The organism is Vibrio sp. R12-SG2-ISO1 (assembly GCF_059834045.1).
In genome coordinates, this window is record NZ_JCBDGO010000017.1 from 64690 (window position 1) to 87083 (window position 22394).

A 22394-nucleotide genomic window follows, 5' to 3' on the forward strand; every position below is an offset into this window, starting at 1 on the left:
AAAAATTGGCGTCAAAAATATATCGTTATAACAATAGTTTAGCTAATTGATGAGCGAAATTTAATTCACGTGCATAGGTGCCATTTTGCCTATAGAATGCGCGCGATGTTTATTTACTCACTCAATGCGAATCATGAAGTTATCACTCAAACAAAAACTCATTATTGCTAGTTTGTCGGCCGTTGTTTTGATGGCCAGCGTCTTGACTTGGCTGTCTGCCCAGCAACTTGCCAATCAAACTCATCAAGGTGTACAAGACCGTGCAGAAAGTATCGCCAATGCGGCGACCTCCGGTATTGCCGACTGGATAGCGATCCGCAAGGACATTGCGTCTGCCTTCAATCAATACGTAGGCGAAGAGAATGTGGTTCCTTATCTGCAACAAGCACGCAATGCTGGTGGCTTCGACGACATTTTCTACGGCACACCGAAGGGAGAGATGTTCCGCTCTCACCCTGAGCGGAATCGTGCCGACTACGACCCGCGAGTCAGACCTTGGTATATCGATGCCAAGAATGCAGGACGCCAGATGATCACTACGGCTTACCAAGATGCAATCACTAATGCGTTGCTCGTGACGATCGCTCAACCGATTACGCAGGGTACGCAGCTACTTGGTGTGGTTGGGGCCGATGTGTTGATTGATCAGCTGATTAACGACGTCATCAACCTCAATGTAGGCAAAAATGCGCACGCGATGTTGATTGATACACAAGATGGTAACTTCCTCGCTCATCCTGATAAAAACTTGCTGCTCAAACCGGTCAGTCAGTTGTTCGACCGATTATCTTTGCGAGACATCAAACAGGCAGCAGACAACGGATCGATACATCGTTTACATCAAGGCAATCAAGAGAAGCTGTACTATTTCAAATCCGTTGCCCACACCCCTTGGATTTTCGCCATTGAAATGGATGTGACGACAGAAGAAGCGGCGCTCAATCAGCTGATGATCAAGCTGGTGGTGACGTCACTGGTGATCACGGCAGTGGTCATCGCACTGGTCTCTTGGTTGGTGAGCTTCTTATTTCGCGATTTAGTGCGCGTGTCGACCGCCTTGGAAGCCATTGCGTCAGGCGAAGGGGATTTAACTCAGCGTCTAGAGCCAAGAAGTGACGATGAAGTGGGTCAACTGGCGGCAAACTTTAATACGTTTGTTGGCAATATGCATGCGATGGTATCGAAGCTGAGCCTTGTGTCTGCCTCATTGTCTGAGCAATCGAAAAGCACAGCACGAAATGCCGCGCAGAGAAGTGAACGAATTCGTTTACAGCAAGATGAGATCAACATGGTCGCCACTGCCATCAATGAGATGGCGGCCGCGACGCAAGAAATTGCCGGCAACGCGGACCACACAGCGCAGAACTCAACCCAAGCGGTATCAGCCTGTATGCAAGGTGGTAAACAAGTGGTGCAAACGCAAAGCTCGATTCAGAACCTGGCTAATGAAGTTCAAGTGGCGACAAAGGTCATTCAAGAGCTTGAAGTCCATGGCAACAGCATCAATACCATTCTTTCGACGATTCAAGACATCGCAGAGCAGACAAACTTGCTCGCCTTGAATGCGGCCATTGAAGCCGCTCGCGCTGGTGAGCAGGGTCGTGGGTTCGCGGTCGTTGCCGATGAAGTGCGCGTGCTTAGCCAACGTACCCACTCATCGACCAAAGAGATCCAACACATGATTGAGACACTACAAGGCACAACGCTAAAAGCGGTGGGCATCATGCGTGATAGTGGACAATTAGCGGGAACCAGTGTTGAAGACGCGGATTTGGCGGCACACAGCCTCACTGATATTCAACATGCGGTCGAGCGTATTAGCGATATGGCGACTCAGATCGCCTCAGCGGCAGAAGAGCAAGCCTCGGTGACGTCAGAAATCACGCGTAATACGGTTGGTATTCGTGATGTCTCCAATGAATTAGCCGATGAAGCGCATGACGCTGCGGCTCAAGCGAGACAGCTTTCCGAGCTCTCACTTCAGCTTGAACAAGAGATAAAGCGCTTTAAGCTCTAAGCGATGAGATGAAAAGCCACTAAGTAGAGATATCATTGTTAAGATAAAACAACGCCCAGCTAAGCTGGGCGTTGTCGTTTCAGTCGAACAGGCCACTTAGTCAATGAGACCGTAGTCTGCGGCAAGAATATCGATGATCTCTTGCTTCGGATTAACGCTGAGCGTAATCGCTTTGCCGGTGATCTTTTCTGCGATACCTGTGTAGGTCTTTGAGATGTCCATCAACGCAGAGAGAGGAAGGGCATTGTCACGAGCAAGGGCTTCACGCTCAGGCATGCGATCTTTATTAAGCAAGATGTCTGGGTCAGGGAAGTGGTTCAGCAAGAACTGGCGGAACCCTTCTTTTGAGTTCTCGACAATATTGCCGGCTTGGTATTGTGCTTCATCCCAAATACGTGAAGAGTCCGGTGTCCCCACTTCATCCATGTAGATGAGTTTTTCCTGACCCGCCGCGTCGGTGACGTAACCAAACTCAAATTTGGTATCAACAAAGATTTGACCGACTTTCGCTAGCGCAGAGCTAATGACGCCAAAGCCTTCACTGAGTAGCTTCTCATAAAGCGCGATGTCGCTTTGCTTTGAGAAGTTAAACGCGGCAAAGTTCTCCTCAATGTTGCGGCGACTGATGTTGACGTCGTCCGCTTCTGGTACACCAGGGATGCCATGTAGAATGCCTTTAGTGGATGGCGTCATAAGTAGCTCTGGAAGCGCTTTGTCTTTCTCTAAGCCCTCAGGTAGTGTGATACCACAAAACTCGCGCTCACCTTTTTCGTAAGCACGCCACATTGAACCGGTGATGTATTGGCGGCAGATGGCTTCGATCATGATGGGCTTGGCTTTTTGCACGATCCAAACCAATGGGTGAGGAATGTCGAGAATGTGGCTGTCTGCGAGCCCATTGTCTTTAAACAATTGGAACCAGTGGTTTGAGATGGCGTTTAACGCCGCCCCTTTACCTGGCACGCCTTTTAGATTCCCTTCACCGTGCCAAATGCAGTCAAACGCGGAGATACGGTCACTGATCACCATAATTGCTAGTGGTGCGTCAGGCGACACGTCGTAACCTTTTTCTTCGATAAGGCGTCGGCTATCGGCTTCGGTTAGCCAATACACAGAGCGGACTTTACCACTGTGAACCGGTTTATCAGTGCGGATGGGAAGATCGTCATTAACGGCGAGAACTTGTTCTGCGAGACTCATTTAGACATTCCTATAATTTGTCAAAAATGGTTGATAAGCCATGAAGGCTATTCATTTGCAGAGCATGATACCAGAACTTTTTCTCGGTTCCAGATAAAAAGCAAACGTTTGCTTGTTTTTAAGTTGAATGGGTTAGACCTTGGTTTCAAATCAAGAAACCGCGAAAAGAAACGCCTCTTATCACAACGATAAGAGGCGAAGGCAGTGAGGTTTCGATTTAGTGGTAGTGATGCATAGACGCATCAACAAAAAAGACTTCACAGTGGTGCTGCTTGGCCAGTTCTTTCAATAGTCGCTGTTCGATAAGAGAGAGCTCACAGGAGGCAACCACCGCACTGGCATTACCTGATTGAATCGCTTTGGTCACAATATCGACTTCCGACTGAGTTTGCGATGGCTTCATGTGGATGATTTGATTGCAACGCACTTGATGAGAGGACAGTTGGGCAAAATCTGGACGTGGGCATTGACCTGTAAATAGAATCCACTGTTTCTGCTGTGACAGATCAGCCAGTCGTTCAAGGCTGGTGTCATCCAAAGATAGAGGCTGGGTAGGCTGAGCCAACACATTAAACTTTGAGTAGCCCTGACGAGGTGTTTGAACTGAAATCATAATACTGTCCTTTTATACATGCTGTATGTGTATACAGTAGTTTTGTTGTGGTGAAGACGCAAGCATTTTTTGCACGCAGAATGAGCGAGTTAGGTAGGTTGATAAAAGAGGTTTGTTTTCTAACTATCTGATAAATAGTTAAATTATATTGGTTTGATAGGTTGAATGAGAGCTTTGAAAAGGTGCAGGAAATGTGATGGGTGACGCACTCTACTCAGCAGGAGGCCAAGTAGAGGCGAACAGGGTGAGAGGAGGTGCTAGAGAAAACGTTCTGGATAGTCGCTAAAAATACCATCCAATTGAGAAAGGTGTTTGAGTCGTTTCGGATTATTGATGGTGTAACACCACACTTCATACCCGGCATCTTGTAGCTTTGAAACGGTAGACTTGGTCGCCCATGTCGCGCCGATATTGCAGCCTGTCGCCTCCACCTCTTTGAGCAGTCGCCAATCCTTTCGCTTCAATCGCTCGGTAAGTAAAGCGCGTCGACACTGAGGAATTTGCTTCGCTAACTCGCGCATCACGTCATGGCTAAAACTCGACAAAATAATGCGCTCTAGCGGTATTGAGGTCGCATTGAGCGTAGAGGCCAATAGCGCGCATACCGATTGGGCGTCGTGGGTATCAACTTTCACTTCAATATTCAGCTTGATGTCGCTGGGTTCAATAAGTGTCAGTAGCTCTTCAAGGGTTAACAGGGTTTGTGGTGTCACTTGACCTTCATGGCGTGCCGCAAAGTTGAGTTGTTTGAGCGCACTGAGTGTCAAGGTGTCGACTCTGCCTGTACCATTCGAGCAACGGTCAACAGTATGGTCGTGACACACGACGAGATGCCCGTCTTTGCAAGGCTGCACATCGACTTCAACCCAAGTAAGGCCAAGATCTATCGCCGCTTGAATGCTGGCGGCGGTGTTTTCTGGATAGTGTCCTGCCACGCCGCGGTGGCCAATAATGAGCATATCTGATTCTCAACGGAGGGATTTGGTCTGAGAATACGCGTCATTGAGTGGATGTGGTAGTCATTTTGCTCTCTAAATTGTGCTCGCTCTTTCAACAGATTGCGATTAACTCTACTGGATTTTATGCTATGAGCGATATTTTTATCTAATATTTAATTTTTAGACAAAATTAAATTGGAAAAAAGAGGTTTCAGACGATTAGAATAAGCCCAGAGCACTAAATTTGATTGGAACAAGGAAGAGAGCATGAAGATCGGAGTGATCGGCGCTGGCGCAGTGGGTGTGGGTGTCTGTAATTATCTACTGACATTGGGCAGCATTAGTGAACTGGTGTTGTTGGATCAGAATCTAGCAAGGGCGGAGGGGGAAGCGTTCGATTTTCGCCATACTGCCGCGCTAACATTCACAAAAAATACCCACATTGTGCCGACCGATGACTATCTCAGTTTGATTGGCGCAGACATTGTCGTGATTACCGCAGGCGCGCAGATTAAGCAGGGGCAGACTCGAATTGATTTGGCAGAAATCAACGCCAAAATTGGTGTTGATATCGCGAGGAATGTTGAGCGCGTCGCACCGAACGCGATACTCATCGTGGTCTCCAACCCTTGTGACATTGTCACACACTTTATCGCAACCAATACTGGCTACACAGCGGAGAAAGTGATCAGCAGCGGTTGTGTGATTGATACCGCACGTTTGATGAGTATTGTGGCTAACCGCGTCAACTTAGATCCTAAAAACGTCTTCGGTTATGTTCTTGGTGAGCATGGAAGCAACTGCTTCACCCCCAAGAGCTTAATTTCGATCGCCGGACAACCTGCAGATTATTACTGCGATACACACAAAATGCCTCGTATTTGCGCGGATGAACTGCTTGAATCGGTCAAGCAAGCGGGTTACGAGATATTTAAGCGCAAGCAAAACACCACACACGGTATTGCCGCGAGTGTGTTCCGGATTATTCAAGCCATTATGATCAATGAACGCTCGGTGTTGCCGGTTGCGACCTTGATACAAGGGGATTATGGCCTCGACAATGTTGTGCTCAGTTTGCCAACCGTCGTCGGGCAAAATGGTGCCCAAGCGATTTTGCAACATCCCTTTACTCAAGATGAGCTCAGTACACTCCATGCGGTGGCGGATAACGTCACGAAAATCGTTGATCAAGTGGCGGCGCAAACAGGTTTGAATGCCCGTTAACGGGTTGTTCTTTGCAAGATCACAACCTGTCTCGCTACTGGCTTAAAAAAGAGGATAGGGCTCACAGCTTAGAGTTTTTACTCTTTGCCAAGAGTAAGACGCTGTTAATTTATAATGTGAATACATTGTTAAATTAGCAGCGTTATGCACATTCATACCATTCAAGGTTATATTCAAACCATCTATCTCGCTGAGTATCCCGACAAGCTCTTGCTTCTTGACGGCGCTAGTCGAGCCGACATTACGTACTTGTGCCAGTTCATTGAGCAGCAGCTTGCGCGTCCTCTGAGCGATCTGAAAGTCGTTGTGGTGACACACATGCACCCCGATCATGCGGGTGCGGCGCATCGTATAAGAGCATTAACGGGGTGCCAGATAGTTTCTGCCGACAAAAAGACCCATTGGTATCAAGGGTGGTCGGGTGGGGCGATGTTTTTGTCAGATTTGCTACTCGCATTATGGGTAGCGGGGAGAATGAAAAAAGCACGCGTCAACCTCTGGTATGACCGTTACCTCAAGCCTGATAGCGTAGTCAATGAAGGGGACCAGATACCTGGATTTCCAGATTGGACGATTCTAGAGACGCCGGGCCACACTGATCGGGACCTCTCTTTGTGGCATGAGCCCACACGGCTACTCTATGTGGCGGACTTAATGGTGGAAGTGAAACAGCATCTGATCTCACCTTTCCCTATCTTTTATCCTAATCACTATCGGCGCTCCGTCGAGCGGGTTTTCAAGCTAAACCCAGTGACTTTGCTCGTTGCTCATGGTGGCTCGGTGACCTTCGATGAGAGCGCCTATCAGCACCTTATCGCGACCACGCCCACCACTCCCTCAACGCACTGGAGGGCAACAAAAACCAAGTTACGCGCAGTGCTAAAAGGCCTATTCGCTCAGGTCACCATGAAAAGGAAACAGTAACTGCTCTGTGTCAAAGCCAGCGGATTGGGCAATCCTAACGTATTTATTGAGCTTGTACGCAGGCAAATCAGGCTCTCTGGCGAGAATCCATAAATAGTCTCGATTGTAACCGCTGACGACCGCGGCTGAATAATCCTCTTCTAAATAGAACACCACATAACTGCCGTAAAACGGACCAAAGAAAGAGACTTTGAGGTGCCCAATCTCCTCGCCATCGACAAATTTGGCAACACCTATCGCTTCTTTCCACTGGTTATCTTCATCACTCCAGCCACGATTGATCACTTGCACGCTGCCATCATCATTGAGCGAGTATTGTGCGCTGACATGGCTGAGACCCCGTTCAAAGCTGTGATTAAGCCGAGCAACCTCATGCCATGTGCCAAGATAGCGCTCGAGAGAGAAATCATTAACAGGCGCGATGCCGGTGGGTGTCGACACACAACCGGACAACAGCGAGATCAGTACCGCAAATAGCGCCAAAATACGGGGATGAAGGGTCATGTTACACCTCTCGTTGTGGATAGAGTGCATTGAAACAAAAAGAGAAACCGGATGGTTTCTCTTAAGTATGGTGCATTCATCGAGTAATGACGATCATTTTGAGTCTAAGCAGACAAATTCGGCTCGCCAACGCAGACGATCCGAGCTGCTCATGGTCGCAAGCAGCTCTTTACCCGACAATTGGGGGTAGGCATGTTTGATGCGATCTTGTTCACCAGAAGGGCAAGATTCATAAGCACGAACGTGAGTGAACGTACCAGTGAGATGGTTTGAAAGTAGCGCTTTTGAAAGGCAGAAGCCGTACATATCCTTTTCCATGTCCAACGTTCCTATCTGTTGAGCAGCATCGAATCTTGTGCGTGAGTCGCTTCTTTTAAACGGTGTGCTGCAGGTTAGCCAATGACGATTACCACTGAGTGTTCAAATAGTATACAAAACAAATGCGGTTTTAGTGCATAAAATGTTCTAAAAACGGTTTGATCTTAATCAATGAAAAGGAGGTTAATAACTGAATAAACATGAAGTGAACTCAAAAAAGCAACCTTGCGGCTAAAAAAGCACCAAGTTATTAGCATTTTGATCTCAATTCACTTGGGGAATTCACAGTTTGGATGAGCGCCAGTCGTCCAATACTGGCATCGATGTTAGCCTTAAAATGTCTCATTATAGGAAGGTCTCTTGATCGCAGCGACACGCGATCGGCACTGAGGAAAAGTATGAATTGGAGCAGTATCAGCTTTCGCAAACGGATGCTGATGATCATGACATTATCTGGGCTAATCGAATTGCTCTTGCTCTCGGCCGCCGGTTTTATTTACATCAAGCATTCGCAAGAAGAAGAGATGGGCTTGAAGGCGCTTGGGGTGGCCTCTTTTCTTGCCAAATCACCGATTGTGATTGAAATGATTGAAACCGGCCAAGTGCAAAGTCAGCAGCGCTATCGTGATTTGACCCAGTTGATTGGCGCCGCATTTATCGTGATCGGTGACAAGCAAGGTATGCGTTTGGTGCACCCAGTCGATGATCGAATTGGTAAGCCGATGCGCGGTGGTGATAACAAGCGCGCTTTGGTCGACGGGGAGGCGTACATCTCGTTCGCCAAAGGGTCACTGGGCTACTCTGTGCGGGGTAAAACGGCGGTGTTTAATCAGCAAGGTGAAATCATCGGCGTTGTGTCTGTCGGGTATTTGATTGACCGGCTTCAAGACAGGATTGAACCCTTCCTGTTCTTCTTGATTGTGATGGCATTAATAGTGGTCGGTGCGAACGCCTTGGTCTCTAGCTATGCATCACGGCGCTTTCAAAAAGCGATATTGGGGTTTGAGCCCGAAGAGATTGGCCGACTTTATGTCGAGTTGGATGTAACACTGGAAACCCTTAAAGAAGGCATTTTGAGTATCGATGGGGCCGGTAAACTGCGCTCAATCAATAAAAGTGCCTGCCAAATTTTAGGTTTGGATAAACAGGCATGTTTGAATCAGCCACTCAGTGAAGTGTTGCCAGACAGTGATTTGCATACTGTGTTGACGACTGCTCGCACCGATAACGACATCAATCTTTACCTCAATAATAAACGCCTTATTGCCAATCGCAGCCCGATTATATTGGATGGCCAAGTGGTCGGTGCGGTGTCCAGTTTCCGCTTGCGTGACGATATCACAGATTTAACTGAGCAATTGGCCAAAACCAAAGAGTACGCAGAGATGCTCCGCTCCCAAACGCATGAGCATCGAAACAAACTCAACACCATCAGCGGCATGGTGCAAATGGGGGAGTTAGAGGGAGTGCTTGCATTGATTGGCCAAGAGACTGAGCATTATCAAGTCTTGATCGAATTTTTACGCGAGACGGTTAAAGAGCCGCTAATCGCGGGCATGTTGCTTGGCAAAACCGAGCGCGCGCGCGAGCTTGGATTGGAGTTGACGGTAGAAGAAGGCACAAGACTCGAGCCGTTACCAAAGCGAATCAATGCCGAAGACATAGTCACCATCTTAGGTAATTTGATCGACAACGCGTTTGATGCCGTGCGTGAGGCAATTAGCCAAGAAGGGCAATTAGCCCAATCGAGGCGCATCATAGAAGTCTCGATCAGTGATTATGGTAACGAGATCATTCTTGAGGTGAGCGATCAAGGTTGCGGGCTACCTGTACACCTAAGCAAAGAGGATCTTGTTCAACGCGGTGTGTCGAGTAAAGACCAATCTAATCGCGGGGTCGGATTATACTTAGTGAATGAGCTCTCTACACGTTACCACGGACAGTTAGATATTACCGATAACAAGGATTTTGGCACCAGAATGACAGTCTATTTACCAAAGGAAGAGCGAGGATGAGTTCGGCGATTCGAATCATGATTGTGGAAGATGACTTAGCCATCGCGCAGCTTCACCAACGTTATCTCGATCAGATGGGCGGCTTTGAGGTTATTGGTATCGCGACAAGTAAAGTGGAGGCAGACATGCAACTCGATCTGCTGACCCCCGATCTCGTGCTGCTCGACGTTCACTTGCCTGATGGAACGGGGCTGGATATTTTGCGTGAATTGCGCGCAAAACAGCGCCAGTGTGACGCGATTTTGATCACGGCGGCGCGCGATGTTGAAACCTTACAACAGGCGATGCGCGGTGGTGTGGTGGATTACTTGCTCAAACCCGTCGTCTTTTCTCGCCTAGAAGCGGCGTTAAGCAAATATCGAGATAGGCAGCAACAACTGACGCACAGTGACGGTATCGATCAACGCTTAGTGGATAAAATGCTGCAAGCATCCACGCCAGCGACCTCCAATGTGGCCCGACTGCCAAAAGGCATTGACGCCGTTACTTTGGATAAAATTCGTGCTCTGTTTAAGCAAGCCGAGAGTTTGACCGCGGATGAGGCGGGCGAGCAGATTGGCGCAAGCCGCACCACAGCTCGGCGCTATCTGGAACACTTAATCAGTACGGGTGAGCTGACGGCGGATCTCAACTACGGCACGGTCGGGCGCCCTGAGCGCTGCTACAAATCTGCTGCGGCGGAGTGAAGTTGTGGTAAAGTATTGAAAAGTTAAGCTATTGGTGTGAATGGAATGGAAAGTGTTTTCATCGTTGTTGCGATACTAGTGATCTTCTTTTTCATCGTGCAAAAGCGATTTCTTACGCAAGATGAGCTCAAAGACAGCGCCTACAAACGCAAGGGCGCACTACTCAACATGCAAGAGACGGCGTTTTACAATGCCCTTATCAGCGCGGTTGGTCAGCAAGCGGTGGTGCTGAGTAAAGTGAACATGGCGAACGTCATAGCGCCCAAGGCCACCGACAAAAAGCAGTGGTTTATCGCCAACAACCGCATTGCGCGAAGCTATTTTGACTATGTGGTGTGCGATCCTCGTTCTTTGGATGTGCGGGCCGTGATTGAGCTTGATGACGGCAAAGAGCTCAATAAAGGTAAGGTCGAGCGCCAGAAGCTGTTGATGCACGTATGCAAATCTGCCGGGATCCCGCTCATCGGTGCAACGGTCAAGCACAGCTATCAAGTCGGGAGACTGCGTCGATTGCTCGCCGCACATATTGATCTGATTGAATCGGATAAAGAGGTGCGTTTTTGCAAACGCTGCGGCAGCCCAATGAACATCAAGATCGCCAGCCAAGGGGAGTTCAAAGGTCGGCGTTTCTTTACTTGTAGCCGCCAACCTCACTGTACTTACACAGAAAACTACAACGTTGTGTTTGACGACGAGTCAGACACCGCAGAATAGCGGCCCTATGAGGCCGCCGCTTCATTGCATACCATGACCTGATTGCGGCCATTTTGTTTGGCGCGATAGAGCTCTTTGTCGGCTTCACGCAGCACACTTTCAAGATCGTGGTAGTGGTCGCACTGGTAAACCCCAATACTGACGGTTAAATGAATCGGCTCTTCACGAGAGTGAAAGTTTGCACGTTCAATCGTGGCGCGAATCTGTTCGGCTTTTTGCATCGCTTGCGGTAAATCCGTGTTGTGCAGGGCAACACAAAACTCTTCGCCCCCAATGCGATAGACCAGATGCTCATCGCTTAAGGCATCAATCAGTGCCGCCGTCTGTATCAGGACCTTATCTCCGACATCGTGGCCAAATTGGTCATTGACCTGCTTAAAGTAATCCAAATCTAAGATCAGCAAAGAGAGAGGCAGTGTTTGACTCTCACGACGATAACGCTCGAAGTTATGCACCAACGCATGGCGGTTGTAGACACCCGTCAGAGCGTCGCGTGACGCTAGGTGACCTAAGGAGGCTTCAGAGGTTTTACGCTTGACCTCCAAGACGTGCGCAGTTACCCACACCGCGGCAAAGGCAAGCGCAAAGTTAATCGAGAGGTGGAAGTAATCAAGTAGGGCGGTATCGCCGTTTTTTTGAGAGATGATCACCAACTGTAAAGAGAATCCAATCGCTGTTGCAATGAAGCCTTGTCGACGACCAAGAATCAGATAAAAGAGAACTGGGTAAAGGAACGCCCATACAAACAAACCGTGCGCGACTGGGTGGCTATAGGTCGCGATGCTAATGATGGCCACCACGCTATAAATGTAGAGCACTGCTAAGGTGTTCGAGTGCCTGCCATGGTAGCAACAGTAACCCACGTAAAGAGAGAAGGTGCAAAACATCGCTTCTATGTAGGCAAGCGTATAAAACGGTCCAACATAGACGTTCACAATGGCCACCAGCATCGACATGGCAGCCAACACTAAACTAAGCCAAAATAACGTTGCCCGTCGCAATTGCCGCGACGGTCGAAAAATATCGAGTTCGTTCCCTGAAGCCATCTGTTAACCGCTGTTTTATTATACTTTTGTTTGATTAATAGACATATTATGCCATTAATTTCACTAATCAAGCTCAGGAGTGAAGTAAGATCACACTAATGAAAATGAAATTAGGTGCACTGTTACAGTGTTAGTGTGATCTCAAAGCATAAATGGCAGATAGGTGTTTGAATTCACTTTAGTTCACGTCTACCCCTTTAGGGTAGTTTGATTTTTGAATTGATTTACGTCATGAAATAAATCAGCCAATCGATAAACAATGCGCTCAGATATAAGCACCTAACTCTTAGGAAGTATTATGAGCAAGTTGAAACTGGTCATCGTCGGCAACGGCATGGTTGGCCATCGTTATCTGGAAGATTTGGTCGATAAGACGGATGTCTCACAGTTTGACATCACGGTTTTTTGCGAAGAGCCTCGTGTTGCCTATGACCGTGTCCACCTTTCTTCTTACTTTTCTCACCATACCGCGCAAGAACTCTCTCTCGTTAAAGAAGGCTTCTACGAAAAACACGCGATCAACGTATTACTCGGTGAGCGCGCAATTAACGTCAATCGAGACAAACGCACCGTCTATTCAAGCTCTGGCCGTGAAATTCAGTACGATAAGCTGATTATGGCGACGGGATCTTTCCCATTTGTGCCGCCCATTAAAGGTCGCGAAAGCAAAGATTGCTTTGTTTACCGCACCATTGAAGATCTAAAAGCGATTGAAGCTTGTGCGAAGAAGAGCAAAGTCGGTGTGGTTATCGGCGGCGGTCTACTTGGCCTTGAAGCGGCAGGCGCATTAAAGGCGCTGGGCGTTGAAACACACGTCGTTGAGTTTGCACCTAAGTTGATGGCTGAGCAACTCGATCAAGCGGGCGGCGACCAACTGCGTAACAAAATTGAAAGCATGGGCGTGAACGTTCACACCAGCAAAAACACACTTGAGATTGCACCAGAAGGCAAAAATGCACGTAACGTGATGCGTTTTGCCGATGGCACTGAGCTTGAGACGGACTTTATCGTGTTCTCGGCCGGTATTCGCCCACAAGACAAACTGGCGCGTCAAATGGAGCTAGAGATCGGGACTCGTGGCGGTATCGCCATCAACGATGTTGCTCAAACTTCAGATGAGAACATCTATGCGATCGGTGAGTGTGCCGCTTGGAACGATATGTTCTACGGCTTAGTGGCGCCAGGTTACAAGATGGCAACGGTTGCGGTTGATCACCTGCTTGGTAATGACAGCAAGTTTGAAGGTGCTGACATGTCGGCCAAACTGAAACTGCTGGGCGTGAAAGTCGGGTCTATTGGCGATGCCAACGGTCGTACTCCAGGTTGTAAGAGCTACGTTTACCAAAACGAAGAGCAAGAAGTTTACAAGCGTCTGATTGTGTCCCAAGACAACAAAAAACTGCTTGGCGCGGTGATGGTTGGTGATACGTCTGACTATGGCGATCTTCTTCAGTTGATGCTTAATGAAATTGACCTGCCAGAGCACCCAGATACGCTGATCCTGCCAGCGCACGCTGGTGCAGAGAAGCCAACACTGGGTGCAGACGCGCTACCAGAAAGTGCGGTTATCTGTTCTTGTTTCGATGTAACGAAAGGCAAAGTGGCACAAGCGGTGGCTGAAGGTCATCACACGATTGCTGACATTAAAGCGGCAACCGGTGCAGGTACTGGCTGTGGTGGTTGTATTCCACTGGTCACATCAGTTCTCAATGCTGAGCTGGCAAAATCTGGCATCGAAGTGAAAAACGATATTTGTGAGCACTTTGCCTACTCTCGCCAAGAGCTATTCCACCTGATTCGCATTGAAGAGATCAAAACGTTTGATGAGCTTCTAGAGAAGTATGGTAAAGGCTACGGCTGTGAAGTATGTAAGCCAGCAGTGGGCTCTATTCTGGCTTCTTGCTGGGGTGAGCACATCCTAAAACCACAACTGGTTAAGCTGCACGATACCAACGATAACTTCCTCGGGAACATGCAAAAAGACGGTACTTACTCGGTGATTCCGCGTATGGCCGGCGGGGAAGTCACCCCACAAGCATTGAAAGTATTGGCTGAAGTGGCAGCGGAATACAACCTTTACACCAAAGTGACGGGCGCGCAGCGTATCGGTCTATTTGGCGCGCAAAAAGATGACCTTCCTGCCATTTGGAAAAAGCTGATTGCCGCAGGCTACGAAACAGGTCAAGCGTACGCGAAAGCACTGCGTATGGCCAAGACTTGCGTGGGCTCCACGTGGTGTCGCTACGGTGTTCAAGACTCAGTTGGCCTAGGCGTGATGATCGAGAACCGCTACAAAGGCATCCGTACTCCACACAAGATGAAGTTCGGTGTCTCTGGCTGTACGCGTGAGTGTGCGGAAGCGCAAGGTAAAGACCTTGGCATCATCGCGACCGATGGAGGTTGGAATATGTACGTCTGTGGTAACGGGGGTATGAAGCCACGCCACGCTGATTTGCTCGCGAGCGACCTAGATGAAGTAACGCTCATTAAATACATTGACCGTTTCATGATGTTCTACATTCGTACGGCTGCGCCACTGCAGCGCACATCCGTGTGGCTAGAGAACATGGTAGGTGGCGTTGATTACCTGCGTGAAGTGATTGTCAAAGACAAGCTGGGTATCAACGAACAGCTAGAAACGGACGTGGCGAAATTGGTTGAAGCGTTCCGTTGCGAGTGGACGGATACCATCAACGATAAGTCGCAGTTAAAACGCTTCTCACACTTCATCAACTCAGATAAGCGTGATGACAACGTCGTGTTTGTTGATGAGCGTGCTCAGCACCGCCCAGCCACTTACACCGAAAAACACCCTGAAGCCGTCTCCTCGAAAATAAAGGGCGACATCCTTCACGTAGCAGTGACTGAATAAGAGCGGAGTCATCATCATGGCATTTGAAAAAGTATGTGACATCACAGACATCATCCCAGGCACGGGCGTATGTGCGCTAGTGAAGGAGCAACAAGTGGCAATCTTTCGTCCGTCAGAAGCAGAAGAGGTGTTTGCTATCAGCAACATGGATCCTTTCGCTCGTTCCAACGTGTTATCACGCGGCCTTATCGGTGAGCACAAAGGCGAGCTTTGGGTGGCAAGTCCACTGAAAAAGCAGCATTTCAACCTAGCAACGGGCGTGTGTATGGAAGATGAGCGCTTCAGCGTCAAAGCGTTTAATGCCCGCGTCGTGAAAGGGGCGGTAGAGATTGAGGGCTAGCGTTATCGCTTACTTTCTTTCTTAGAGTCAATAGATTAAAGGTTCCCTGTTGGCGCAGGGCTGCGACAGCTGGGAGCCTTTCCCTATTCACTTTTATTTTTAAACTTTATGGAGAGACAATGATGTCTGATTTCAAGCCTGCTGAATTCGTGCAAACGATGATCAATGTTGGTGAAGCGAAAACCAACACCCATACGCGAGATTTACTTATCCGTGGCTTTATGGCGGGTATTATCCTGTCACTGGCGGTGGTTCTGGCGCTCACGACGATTACCCAAACTGGGTTGGGTGTAGTCGGGGCGATGGTGTTCCCTGTGGGTTTTGTGATTTTGAGTATTATGGGTTACGACTTAGTGACCGGTGTCTTTGGCTTAGCGCCGCTAGCGAAATTTGAAAACCGTCCAGGCATCACCTGGGGTCGCGTCCTTCGCTGCTGGGGGCTCGTTGGCCTGGGCAACCTAGTGGGCTCTATCTTCATCGCTTACATCATTGCACTGTCACTGACCTCCAACTTCACCAATGATGGCGGCGCCGTCGCTAAAACCATCATCAATGCTTCAACAGCACGCTCGGCGGGTTTTGAATCATTAGGTATGGATGGTTGGATCACCTGCTTCGTGCGCGGCATTTTGTGTAACCTCATGGTGTGTCTCGGTGTGATTGGTAATATGACCGCGCGCCGTTTAAGTGGCCGTATCGCCGCTATGTGGTTCCCTATCTTTATTTTCTTCGCGCTAGTATTCGAGCACGCAGTAGTAAATATGTTCCTATTCCCGCTAGGTATGATGCTGGGTGCGGATTTTGGTGTCGCGACATGGTTAAACTTTAACCTAATCCCAACGATTTTAGGTAACATTGTCGGTGGCCTTGTGTTTACCTGCATCCCTCTCTATCTCACTCACGCGAAAACAGCGCCAGCGCTTGACACAGAAGAGACGAACGCGCAAGCAACTCCGGTATTGAACGCGAAATAATGTCACTCAGCCCCGCTCTCCGCGGGGCTGAATTTCGATAACAAGTGATGATTTCAATAGAGCGATTGTCACTTTTTATCGTGAATTTTTAAGAGTGGTGGCTATGTCTACAAACGCCGTTAACACAAATCAAGGTGGTTTTGTCTCTTTGGTCGGAGCGGGCCCAGGCGATCCGGATTTGCTGACAGTGAAAGGGTATCGCGTTATCCAGCAAGCGGAGGTCTTGGTCTACGACCGATTGGTGTCACAGGAGATCCTCGCCATCGCTAACCCTGAGGCTGAGCGGATTTACGTGGGTAAACAGCTCGATTTTCACTGTGTACCGCAAGATCAAATTAATCAAATTTTGGTCGAAAAAGCCCAGCAAGGCAAACGTGTCGTGCGCCTTAAAGGTGGTGACTCATTCATTTTTGGCCGTGGTGGCGAGGAGTTGGAAGCGCTCGCTCAGCACTATATCTCATTTGAAGTGGTGCCGGGCATCACCGCCGCCGCAGGTGCGACTTCTTACGCGGGGATTCCCTTGACGCACCGAGACCATGCCCAGAGCGTGCAGTTTATTACCGGTCATGTTCAACAAAATGGACAAGAGATTCAATGGTCCGCGCTGGCACAGCCCAACAACACGTTAGTCTTCTATATGGGCTTAAAACAGTGTCGCCACATTCAGGCCAATCTTATCGATCAGGGTATGGATGTCGACATGCCATGCGCTATCATCGAAAACGGCACTCGTAAAGAGCAGCGTGTCTTAACGGGTAAACTCGCAGATCTGGCGAGTCTAGGCGAACAAGCCGTGAGCCCCGCGCTGATTGTGGTCGGCAGCGTCACACAATTGCATCGTTCATTGCATTGGTTTGCACCAGAAAATAAGACGGAATAATCGTTATTCCTAGTGAAGCGGCGCAGGGTTGCTTATTCTCCTTAACAACGAATTAACGCGAACGCTTTGTTGGAGCAACGATGAAACGAATGACCACGTTATTTGCCACCCTTGTCATGGCAGCCGGCGCAAACGCCAATTTGATTATTGATAAAAACGGCGTTGATGAAAAAGACTTTATCTACGATAAACATCAATGTGAAGAGTTGGCCAATCAAGTGCAAAAAGACACCCAATCACGTGGTGCTGTCGGTGGCGCAGCCAAAGGCGCAGCGCTGGGCGCGGCGGGAACGGCAATCGCTGGTGGTTCAGGTTCGGAAGGTGCGAAGAAGGGCGCAGGCGTGGGCTTAGCGGTTGGTGTACTTGGTGGCAGTAAAGATCGCCGTGAAAACCAGAAAAACTATGAAGCTGAACGCCAAACCGTGATGCGTAACTGCATGACCAACCGTGGCTACACCGTATTAAATTAACAACTCGTTGGCTAGACGAGCGATAGCGGCAGGGACTCTCTGCCGCTATTGTTATTGCCAATAGACCGATTTCTCAACCTCATCGAATTCTGTTACAGTGCCGAACCATTGCTAAATCACCAGGTTGGATGCACTTGATGGAAACCATCGCACTCTTTGTGGATGTGCAAAACATCTATTACACCACGCGCGCGCAGTTCCGCGCTCACTTCGATTACAACCAATTTTGGTACGTGGCAACGCAAGGGCGTCAAGTGTCGATCGCCAATGCTTACGCCATCGCTTCTCATGATCCTAAACAACGCCAGTTCCACCATATCTTGCGTGGTATCGGGTTTGATGTGAAGTTGAAACCTTTCATCCAGCGTCAAGATGGCAGTGCGAAAGGGGATTGGGATGTGGGTATCGCGCTCGATGTCTATGAGACGGCGGCCAAAGTGGATAGAGTCGTTCTGCTGTCAGGGGATGGGGATTTTACCTTGTTACTGGAGCGTATTAAGCAGCGTTTTAATACGCCCGTTGACGTTTACGGTGTCGAGGCACTGACAGCACAAAGCTTGATAGAGGCGAGTGATCGATTCATCGCCATCGACCACGATCTATTACTGCGTCGCTGATTCTGAATCGGCTACGCTCTGCTTAGTCTCATTGTCTGATACTTGGGTTGCGTTCTCTTCCTCGTTTTCAAGCTTGGCGCGCTCGGCTTTTGAGATGTAACGCGGCTTGTTGCTTTTGTGCAGCTTAGCGTTCGCTTTTTTTTGTTTTGACTTCAAAATCTGGTTGATGCGTTTTTTACGATTCATGGTGAACACCTTATCGAGTAGAGGGCGCACATCCTAGCAGATTCCACCTACGCTGCAAGACTCCCCCGTCATTTGAATGGTTGAATTATCACTCAGAATGATAGTTTCAGCATTAAGATTAACTCCGATCAATAAAGGATTGGCAGCATCGCTTTACCCTTAATGCATATTTCAATAATGACAAAGGGGAATGAGCGTGAATTCATTCAAACTGAAAATATCCGCGGCGATTGGCAGCATGATTGTTGTCATCGTTGCATTGCTGACGGTGACTGGATTTTTATCATTCAAAGAGGAGAGCGTGGCACTCAGCCAAACAGTGCTGATGGAGAAAAATGCTGCAGTAGAAACCTACCTAACTGAGAAGTTCACTGGCTACCAACACGTCTTGTCGGGCGTTAAGGTGAGCGTTGGTGATATCACTGACCAAGGTTTATCGACCAAAGCGGTGACGCAGTTGGAAATGCTTTATCGCACACAGCAGTCTTTTATTGAGGGCGCGTATATTATTGATGTGGATGGCGGCATATACAACGTGGAAGGTCGCCAAATGGATTTCAACGTTAAAGAGCTCAGCCGCTCTTATTACACTGCACTGTTCACACAAGGGAAGACATTTTTCGTTTCACCGCCTTTTGTCTCTGCTGTGACACAAAAAGAAGTGGTGGTATTGGCCTACAAAATCAATTCTCACGTGGCTGTGATCACTTCGATCTACCTCGATTCATTGCTGACTAAAATCAAAGGTCGCAATGATATGTTCCTATATGGTGAAGATGGCACTATTTTGCTATCCCCGTATCAAGATCTATTAGGAAAAAACATCTACCAAGAGCGCCCACTCTATAAACAATTCAACAAGGATACCCACATCCTACAATACGAGGCAGTCGTGGATGGTAAGGCGACCGACTTCACCGCCTTTTGGACAAAACTGGACGTCAGTGGATGGAAGTTCGTCACCTTCATCCGCGATGCGCAAATTGAGCGCAATGCGAACGATCAATTGATCACATCTACTGTTATAGGTTTTGTGAGTCTGCTGCTAGCGATTGGCGTGCTGTTTGTGTTGGTCGACAAGCTGGTATTAGTCCCGGTTGGTGGTACGCCCGATGAAATTGCGCATTTGATGGAAGATATGGCCAAAGGGGACTTCAGTCAAGAGATCCCACAAACGGGCAAAGAGACGGGTATTTATCTCTCTCTGATCAAGCTCAAACTGCAACTCTCTGAGCTAATTAAGAACACACACGGCATCTCAGAAAGCGTCTCTTCGGCGTCTGAGCAGCTCAACGTCATCATGAATGACACCAAATCCAACGCACATCAAGAGTTGGCGCAGATGGAACAAATATCCACAGCCATCAATGAGTTGTCTTCTACCTCTCAAGAGGTGAGTCAGCAAGCGGTGCAAGCGGAAGAGGTTGCCAAAGGTGCACGTGAGAATGTCGCCAACGGTAAGCTGACTCTGGAGAAAAATATCGCCTTGACCGATTCTATCAGCGCCTCCGTCAATGACAGCGCGCAAATTGTCAGCGATTTGCGCCAGTTTGCGCTAGAGATCAGTAGCGTGATTGAAGTCATCAATACCATTTCGGAGCAAACCAATTTGCTGGCGCTGAATGCAGCCATTGAGGCGGCGCGTGCGGGTGAGTATGGGCGAGGCTTCGCCGTGGTGGCGGACGAAGTGCGCAGTTTGGCATCCAAAACGCAAGATTCTACCGTAAGCATCAAAGAGATCATTGAAAAGCTGCAAAAACAATCTGATGTAGCGCAGCACAATATGAGCAAAAATGTTGAGTTGATTGAGGAGTCAGTCGAGCTTGCCGATCGCGTGAAAGCCTCATTTGAAGAGATATATCGCGCGGTGGACGCCATCTCTGAAATCAACACGCTAGTGGCGACCGCCGCGCAAGACCAATTTAGCGTCACCGAGGACATCTCCCAAAACACCACTCACGCCTACGATCTGGTGCAAAAGAACGTCTCGGGTGTGGATGAAACGCTGCAAGCCTCGGCTGAGCTGTCAAAACTCGCAGTCACGCAAAAAGAAGAACTTGGCTTTTTCAAAGTGTAACGCCTTCGATTAGCACTTGGTTTATCAAGACTACCCATTAAGCTCGCCATTTGGCGGGCTTAATTTTTTTGTGTAGCTCCGCTACTATGGCGCAATGAATGGTGGATAGATAATTAGAGGTGTGAATGGATTTGGCCAGTAGGATGGAGCTGTTGCTGGAAGTATCGAAAGCGGGCTCGTTTGCTAAAGCGGCAGACCGACTCAATCTCGACCGTTCAGTGCTCTCTAAGCAGGTGAAACAGCTTGAAGAGCATTTAGGGGTAAGGCTTATCAACCGAACTACCCGTTCGTTGTCGCTAACCGATGTTGGCTATCAGATTGTGGATCAAGCCAATAAAGTCAGTTCGCTGCTCGAAGAGACCAAGCAAATTGCCGAGTCTTACCATAGTGAACCGGTCGGCAACTTGAGGATCTCAAGCAGCACGCTGTTTGGGCGTAAGTACATTCAAAAGGTGGTGGAAGCGTTTTTGGAGAAATACCCGAAAGCGACCGTCAACTTGGTGCTGGATGATTTACGTGTAGATGTGATCAAAGAGCGTATTGATCTTGCGTTTCGCATCGGCCCAATGCGGGATTCGTCCATGGTTGCGAAACGGCTGGCGGACAACAAATTGGCGCTGGTGGCGTCTGAAGAGTTTGTTGAGCAGCATGGTCTGCCTGAGACCCCTGAGCAATTGGTGGCTCTCCCAGCGGTTATTTACGCCAACAGCAGTATTGTGATTGATAAATTGCAGATTCACTCGAAAGATAACTTGCGCTTGGACACCTTCACCATGACTGGGCCATATCGCGTCAATGAGCCTCAGTTAGTGATAGACAGCGTTAAGTCGGGGATGGGGTATGCCATGATTGGTCAGTTTATGATTTCTAAAGAAATCGAAAAGATGGGGTTGGTTCAGTTGCTCCCCGATTATCACATGCCCTCTTTTGGTGATGTCTACGCCCTGTATACTCACCGCAATGTTTCGCCTTTGGCAAAAGCCTTTATTGATATTGCTCAGCAAGTCATCGGGACGCCGCCAGTGTGGGAGCAGTACTTTAGCTAACATACACCAAGTAGATTGAGTGAAAGCAGAGCGAACCGTAACGTCCGAGCAATAAAAAACGCCCAGTTGATACTGGGCGTTTTGATATACTGAGCAGACTGGCCGAACAAGGCGCGTCTCACTGTGACGATTCACGCAGACAGCTGTGGACAGCAACCGTCTAACTTAGAATGAAGTGAGGTAACGTTGTTCGCGAACGACTTCGCCGTTGTCATCAACCAGTTCAAAGGTGAAGGTACGGCCGTTATCGAACAAGTTTGCCGCAACGAAGGTGCCTTTTGAGCCTGAAATGTGAGTTTTGGTGCCGTTGCCGACGACTTTAACCGGTACGTTGCTGACCGGTTGGCCATCTTTCAATACGGTAACTTTCGCTTGGTTGTTGTTAGGTTCAACGTTCAGTGTGTAGTCACTAGCCGCAAAAGCCATGCTTGAAGTCAGTGTGGTAAGGGCGAGTACTGATAATACTTTTTTCATTTTGATTTCCTCAGAATTTGTTCACATGGGAGAAGTTGTTCTCTGTACGGAATGTATTCTGCGCGAAATCATAAGTGTGATAAATATCACGTTTGTCATTTTACATGTGCAAAAATGGCAACAATATCGCTATTGAATTTTAAATTAACCACCCCAATGTCACGAAATTAATTTGATTGTGGCTAAATCTGCACGTTTATTTTTCTGGCGAGCACGGATAACAGCACATTGAGCGCTTGACGTCAGCCACGTTGTCGCG

At 48.5% G+C, this 22394-nt stretch carries 22 protein-coding genes; 14 read left to right on the forward strand and 8 right to left on the reverse strand.

Annotated features, from left to right (window positions below):
- Positions 1-133 precede the first annotated feature (133 nt).
- Positions 134-2017: a methyl-accepting chemotaxis protein gene (locus AC6R10_RS12235; protein ID WP_500672384.1), complete on the forward strand. Its 1884-nt coding sequence runs from the start codon at positions 134-136 to the stop codon at positions 2015-2017.
- Between the two features lie 96 nt (positions 2018-2113).
- On the opposite strand, the gene AC6R10_RS12240 is transcribed toward AC6R10_RS12235, so the two are convergent.
- The 3 genes from AC6R10_RS12240 to AC6R10_RS12250 all read right to left on the reverse strand — a co-directional run bounded on the left by AC6R10_RS12240 (position 2114) and on the right by AC6R10_RS12250 (position 4789).
- A complete protein-coding gene (locus AC6R10_RS12240; RefSeq protein WP_500672385.1) occupies positions 2114-3217 on the reverse strand; it encodes a phosphoribosylaminoimidazolesuccinocarboxamide synthase in 1104 nt (367 codons plus the stop codon).
- A gap of 217 nt (positions 3218-3434) precedes the next feature.
- Entirely contained in the window at positions 3435-3830 is a 396-nt protein-coding gene (locus AC6R10_RS12245; protein WP_500672386.1) for a SulA-like leucine-rich domain-containing protein, read from the reverse strand.
- Between the two features lie 257 nt (positions 3831-4087).
- The gene (locus AC6R10_RS12250; protein WP_500672387.1) at positions 4088-4789 is read right to left on the reverse strand and encodes a glycerophosphodiester phosphodiesterase; all 702 of its coding nucleotides are present in this window, start codon (positions 4787-4789) and stop codon (positions 4088-4090) included.
- Positions 4790-5035: 246 nt separating this feature from the next.
- Between AC6R10_RS12250 and AC6R10_RS12255 the strand changes: the two genes are divergently transcribed.
- Both AC6R10_RS12255 and AC6R10_RS12260 read left to right on the forward strand, forming a co-directional pair.
- Complete coding sequence (locus AC6R10_RS12255; RefSeq protein WP_500672388.1) at positions 5036-5992, forward strand: lactate/malate family dehydrogenase; 957 nt, start codon at positions 5036-5038, stop codon at positions 5990-5992.
- Between the two features lie 144 nt (positions 5993-6136).
- A complete protein-coding gene (locus AC6R10_RS12260) occupies positions 6137-6916 on the forward strand; it encodes an MBL fold metallo-hydrolase (protein ID WP_500672389.1) in 780 nt (259 codons plus the stop codon).
- Here AC6R10_RS12260 and AC6R10_RS12265 read toward each other — a convergent pair.
- Both AC6R10_RS12265 and AC6R10_RS12270 read right to left on the reverse strand, forming a co-directional pair.
- On the reverse strand, positions 6881-7420 hold the full coding sequence (locus tag AC6R10_RS12265) for a lipocalin family protein (RefSeq protein ID WP_500672390.1): 540 nt from the start codon (positions 7418-7420) through the stop codon (positions 6881-6883). The two genes, AC6R10_RS12260 and AC6R10_RS12265, sit on opposite strands and share 36 nt — an antisense overlap.
- Before the next feature lie 93 nt (positions 7421-7513).
- Positions 7514-7738, reverse strand: a complete 225-nt coding sequence (locus AC6R10_RS12270; RefSeq protein ID WP_500631138.1) for a hypothetical protein — start codon at positions 7736-7738, stop codon at positions 7514-7516.
- A gap of 398 nt (positions 7739-8136) precedes the next feature.
- On the opposite strand from AC6R10_RS12270, the gene AC6R10_RS12275 reads away from it, so the two are divergent.
- From AC6R10_RS12275 to AC6R10_RS12285, 3 genes are read left to right on the forward strand one after another with little or no spacing between them, the layout of a single operon-like run.
- Positions 8137-9753: an ATP-binding protein gene (locus AC6R10_RS12275; RefSeq protein ID WP_500672391.1), complete on the forward strand. Its 1617-nt coding sequence runs from the start codon at positions 8137-8139 to the stop codon at positions 9751-9753.
- Complete coding sequence (locus AC6R10_RS12280; protein WP_500672392.1) at positions 9750-10439, forward strand: response regulator; 690 nt, start codon at positions 9750-9752, stop codon at positions 10437-10439. Before AC6R10_RS12275 ends, AC6R10_RS12280 begins: the two co-directional genes overlap by 4 nt.
- 45 nt (positions 10440-10484) lie before the next feature.
- Positions 10485-11153 carry a DUF2726 domain-containing protein gene (locus tag AC6R10_RS12285; RefSeq protein ID WP_500672393.1) on the forward strand — a complete coding sequence of 223 codons (669 nt, stop codon included), beginning with the start codon at positions 10485-10487 and terminating at the stop codon, positions 11151-11153.
- 5 nt (positions 11154-11158) lie between these two features.
- Here AC6R10_RS12285 and AC6R10_RS12290 read toward each other — a convergent pair whose 3' ends face one another.
- Complete coding sequence (locus AC6R10_RS12290; RefSeq protein ID WP_500672394.1) at positions 11159-12199, reverse strand: GGDEF domain-containing protein; 1041 nt, start codon at positions 12197-12199, stop codon at positions 11159-11161.
- A 298-nt stretch (positions 12200-12497) separates the two neighbouring features.
- Between AC6R10_RS12290 and nirB the strand changes: the two genes are divergently transcribed.
- From nirB to AC6R10_RS12320, 6 genes are all read left to right on the forward strand, one after another.
- Positions 12498-15071: a nitrite reductase large subunit NirB gene (gene nirB / locus AC6R10_RS12295; RefSeq protein WP_500672395.1), complete on the forward strand. Its 2574-nt coding sequence runs from the start codon at positions 12498-12500 to the stop codon at positions 15069-15071.
- 16 nt (positions 15072-15087) lie between these two features.
- The gene (gene nirD / locus AC6R10_RS12300) at positions 15088-15411 is read left to right on the forward strand and encodes a nitrite reductase small subunit NirD (RefSeq protein ID WP_334552280.1); all 324 of its coding nucleotides are present in this window, start codon (positions 15088-15090) and stop codon (positions 15409-15411) included.
- Between the two features lie 119 nt (positions 15412-15530).
- The gene (locus tag AC6R10_RS12305) at positions 15531-16385 is read left to right on the forward strand and encodes a formate/nitrite transporter family protein (RefSeq protein WP_500672396.1); all 855 of its coding nucleotides are present in this window, start codon (positions 15531-15533) and stop codon (positions 16383-16385) included.
- 103 nt (positions 16386-16488) lie between these two features.
- A complete protein-coding gene (cobA, locus tag AC6R10_RS12310) occupies positions 16489-17265 on the forward strand; it encodes a uroporphyrinogen-III C-methyltransferase (RefSeq protein WP_487903157.1) in 777 nt (258 codons plus the stop codon).
- Between the two features lie 80 nt (positions 17266-17345).
- Positions 17346-17735 carry a glycine zipper family protein gene (locus AC6R10_RS12315; RefSeq protein ID WP_334552277.1) on the forward strand — a complete coding sequence of 130 codons (390 nt, stop codon included), beginning with the start codon at positions 17346-17348 and terminating at the stop codon, positions 17733-17735.
- Positions 17736-17872: 137 nt separating this feature from the next.
- The gene (locus tag AC6R10_RS12320; RefSeq protein ID WP_500672397.1) at positions 17873-18352 is read left to right on the forward strand and encodes a LabA-like NYN domain-containing protein; all 480 of its coding nucleotides are present in this window, start codon (positions 17873-17875) and stop codon (positions 18350-18352) included.
- Here the strand turns inward: AC6R10_RS12320 and AC6R10_RS12325 are convergent.
- A complete protein-coding gene (locus tag AC6R10_RS12325; protein ID WP_500672398.1) occupies positions 18338-18538 on the reverse strand; it encodes a DUF2986 domain-containing protein in 201 nt (66 codons plus the stop codon). The genes AC6R10_RS12320 and AC6R10_RS12325 overlap by 15 nt on opposite strands.
- Positions 18539-18728: 190 nt before the next feature.
- Here AC6R10_RS12325 and AC6R10_RS12330 point away from each other — a divergent pair, with 190 nt between their 5' ends.
- Together AC6R10_RS12330 and AC6R10_RS12335 are read left to right on the forward strand one after the other, a co-directional pair.
- Positions 18729-20615 (forward strand): methyl-accepting chemotaxis protein, encoded by a 1887-nt coding sequence (locus AC6R10_RS12330; RefSeq protein ID WP_500672399.1) that lies wholly within the window; start codon positions 18729-18731, stop codon positions 20613-20615.
- A 125-nt stretch (positions 20616-20740) separates the two neighbouring features.
- A complete protein-coding gene (locus AC6R10_RS12335) occupies positions 20741-21661 on the forward strand; it encodes a LysR family transcriptional regulator (protein ID WP_500631129.1) in 921 nt (306 codons plus the stop codon).
- A gap of 165 nt (positions 21662-21826) precedes the next feature.
- Here AC6R10_RS12335 and AC6R10_RS12340 read toward each other — a convergent pair whose 3' ends face one another.
- Positions 21827-22135: a hypothetical protein gene (locus tag AC6R10_RS12340; protein ID WP_487903459.1), complete on the reverse strand. Its 309-nt coding sequence runs from the start codon at positions 22133-22135 to the stop codon at positions 21827-21829.
- Between the last annotated feature and the right edge of the window lie 259 nt (positions 22136-22394).

Excerpts from the sequence above, each read along its gene's own strand:
- AC6R10_RS12340 (WP_487903459.1), bottom strand. The coding sequence starts at position 22,135 with ATGAAAAAAGTATTATCAGTACTCGCCCTTACCACACTGACTTCAAGC.
- AC6R10_RS12275 (WP_500672391.1), top strand. The coding sequence starts at position 8,137 with ATGAATTGGAGCAGTATCAGCTTTCGCAAACGGATGCTGATGATCATG.
- AC6R10_RS12285 (WP_500672393.1), top strand. The coding sequence starts at position 10,485 with ATGGAAAGTGTTTTCATCGTTGTTGCGATACTAGTGATCTTCTTTTTC.
- AC6R10_RS12260 (WP_500672389.1), top strand. The coding sequence starts at position 6,137 with ATGCACATTCATACCATTCAAGGTTATATTCAAACCATCTATCTCGCT.
- AC6R10_RS12235 (WP_500672384.1), top strand. The coding sequence starts at position 134 with ATGAAGTTATCACTCAAACAAAAACTCATTATTGCTAGTTTGTCGGCC.
- AC6R10_RS12240 (WP_500672385.1), bottom strand. The coding sequence starts at position 3,217 with ATGAGTCTCGCAGAACAAGTTCTCGCCGTTAATGACGATCTTCCCATC.
- AC6R10_RS12335 (WP_500631129.1), top strand. The coding sequence starts at position 20,741 with ATGGATTTGGCCAGTAGGATGGAGCTGTTGCTGGAAGTATCGAAAGCG.
- AC6R10_RS12245 (WP_500672386.1), bottom strand. The coding sequence starts at position 3,830 with ATGATTTCAGTTCAAACACCTCGTCAGGGCTACTCAAAGTTTAATGTG.
- cobA (WP_487903157.1), top strand. The coding sequence starts at position 16,489 with ATGTCTACAAACGCCGTTAACACAAATCAAGGTGGTTTTGTCTCTTTG.
- AC6R10_RS12280 (WP_500672392.1), top strand. The coding sequence starts at position 9,750 with ATGAGTTCGGCGATTCGAATCATGATTGTGGAAGATGACTTAGCCATC.
- nirD (WP_334552280.1), top strand. The coding sequence starts at position 15,088 with ATGGCATTTGAAAAAGTATGTGACATCACAGACATCATCCCAGGCACG.
- AC6R10_RS12305 (WP_500672396.1), top strand. The coding sequence starts at position 15,531 with ATGATGTCTGATTTCAAGCCTGCTGAATTCGTGCAAACGATGATCAAT.
- AC6R10_RS12250 (WP_500672387.1), bottom strand. The coding sequence starts at position 4,789 with ATGCTCATTATTGGCCACCGCGGCGTGGCAGGACACTATCCAGAAAAC.
- AC6R10_RS12290 (WP_500672394.1), bottom strand. The coding sequence starts at position 12,199 with ATGGCTTCAGGGAACGAACTCGATATTTTTCGACCGTCGCGGCAATTG.
- AC6R10_RS12255 (WP_500672388.1), top strand. The coding sequence starts at position 5,036 with ATGAAGATCGGAGTGATCGGCGCTGGCGCAGTGGGTGTGGGTGTCTGT.
- AC6R10_RS12270 (WP_500631138.1), bottom strand. The coding sequence starts at position 7,738 with ATGGAAAAGGATATGTACGGCTTCTGCCTTTCAAAAGCGCTACTTTCA.
- AC6R10_RS12320 (WP_500672397.1), top strand. The coding sequence starts at position 17,873 with ATGGAAACCATCGCACTCTTTGTGGATGTGCAAAACATCTATTACACC.
- AC6R10_RS12315 (WP_334552277.1), top strand. The coding sequence starts at position 17,346 with ATGAAACGAATGACCACGTTATTTGCCACCCTTGTCATGGCAGCCGGC.
- nirB (WP_500672395.1), top strand. The coding sequence starts at position 12,498 with ATGAGCAAGTTGAAACTGGTCATCGTCGGCAACGGCATGGTTGGCCAT.
- AC6R10_RS12330 (WP_500672399.1), top strand. The coding sequence starts at position 18,729 with ATGAGCGTGAATTCATTCAAACTGAAAATATCCGCGGCGATTGGCAGC.
- AC6R10_RS12265 (WP_500672390.1), bottom strand. The coding sequence starts at position 7,420 with ATGACCCTTCATCCCCGTATTTTGGCGCTATTTGCGGTACTGATCTCG.
- AC6R10_RS12325 (WP_500672398.1), bottom strand. The coding sequence starts at position 18,538 with ATGAATCGTAAAAAACGCATCAACCAGATTTTGAAGTCAAAACAAAAA.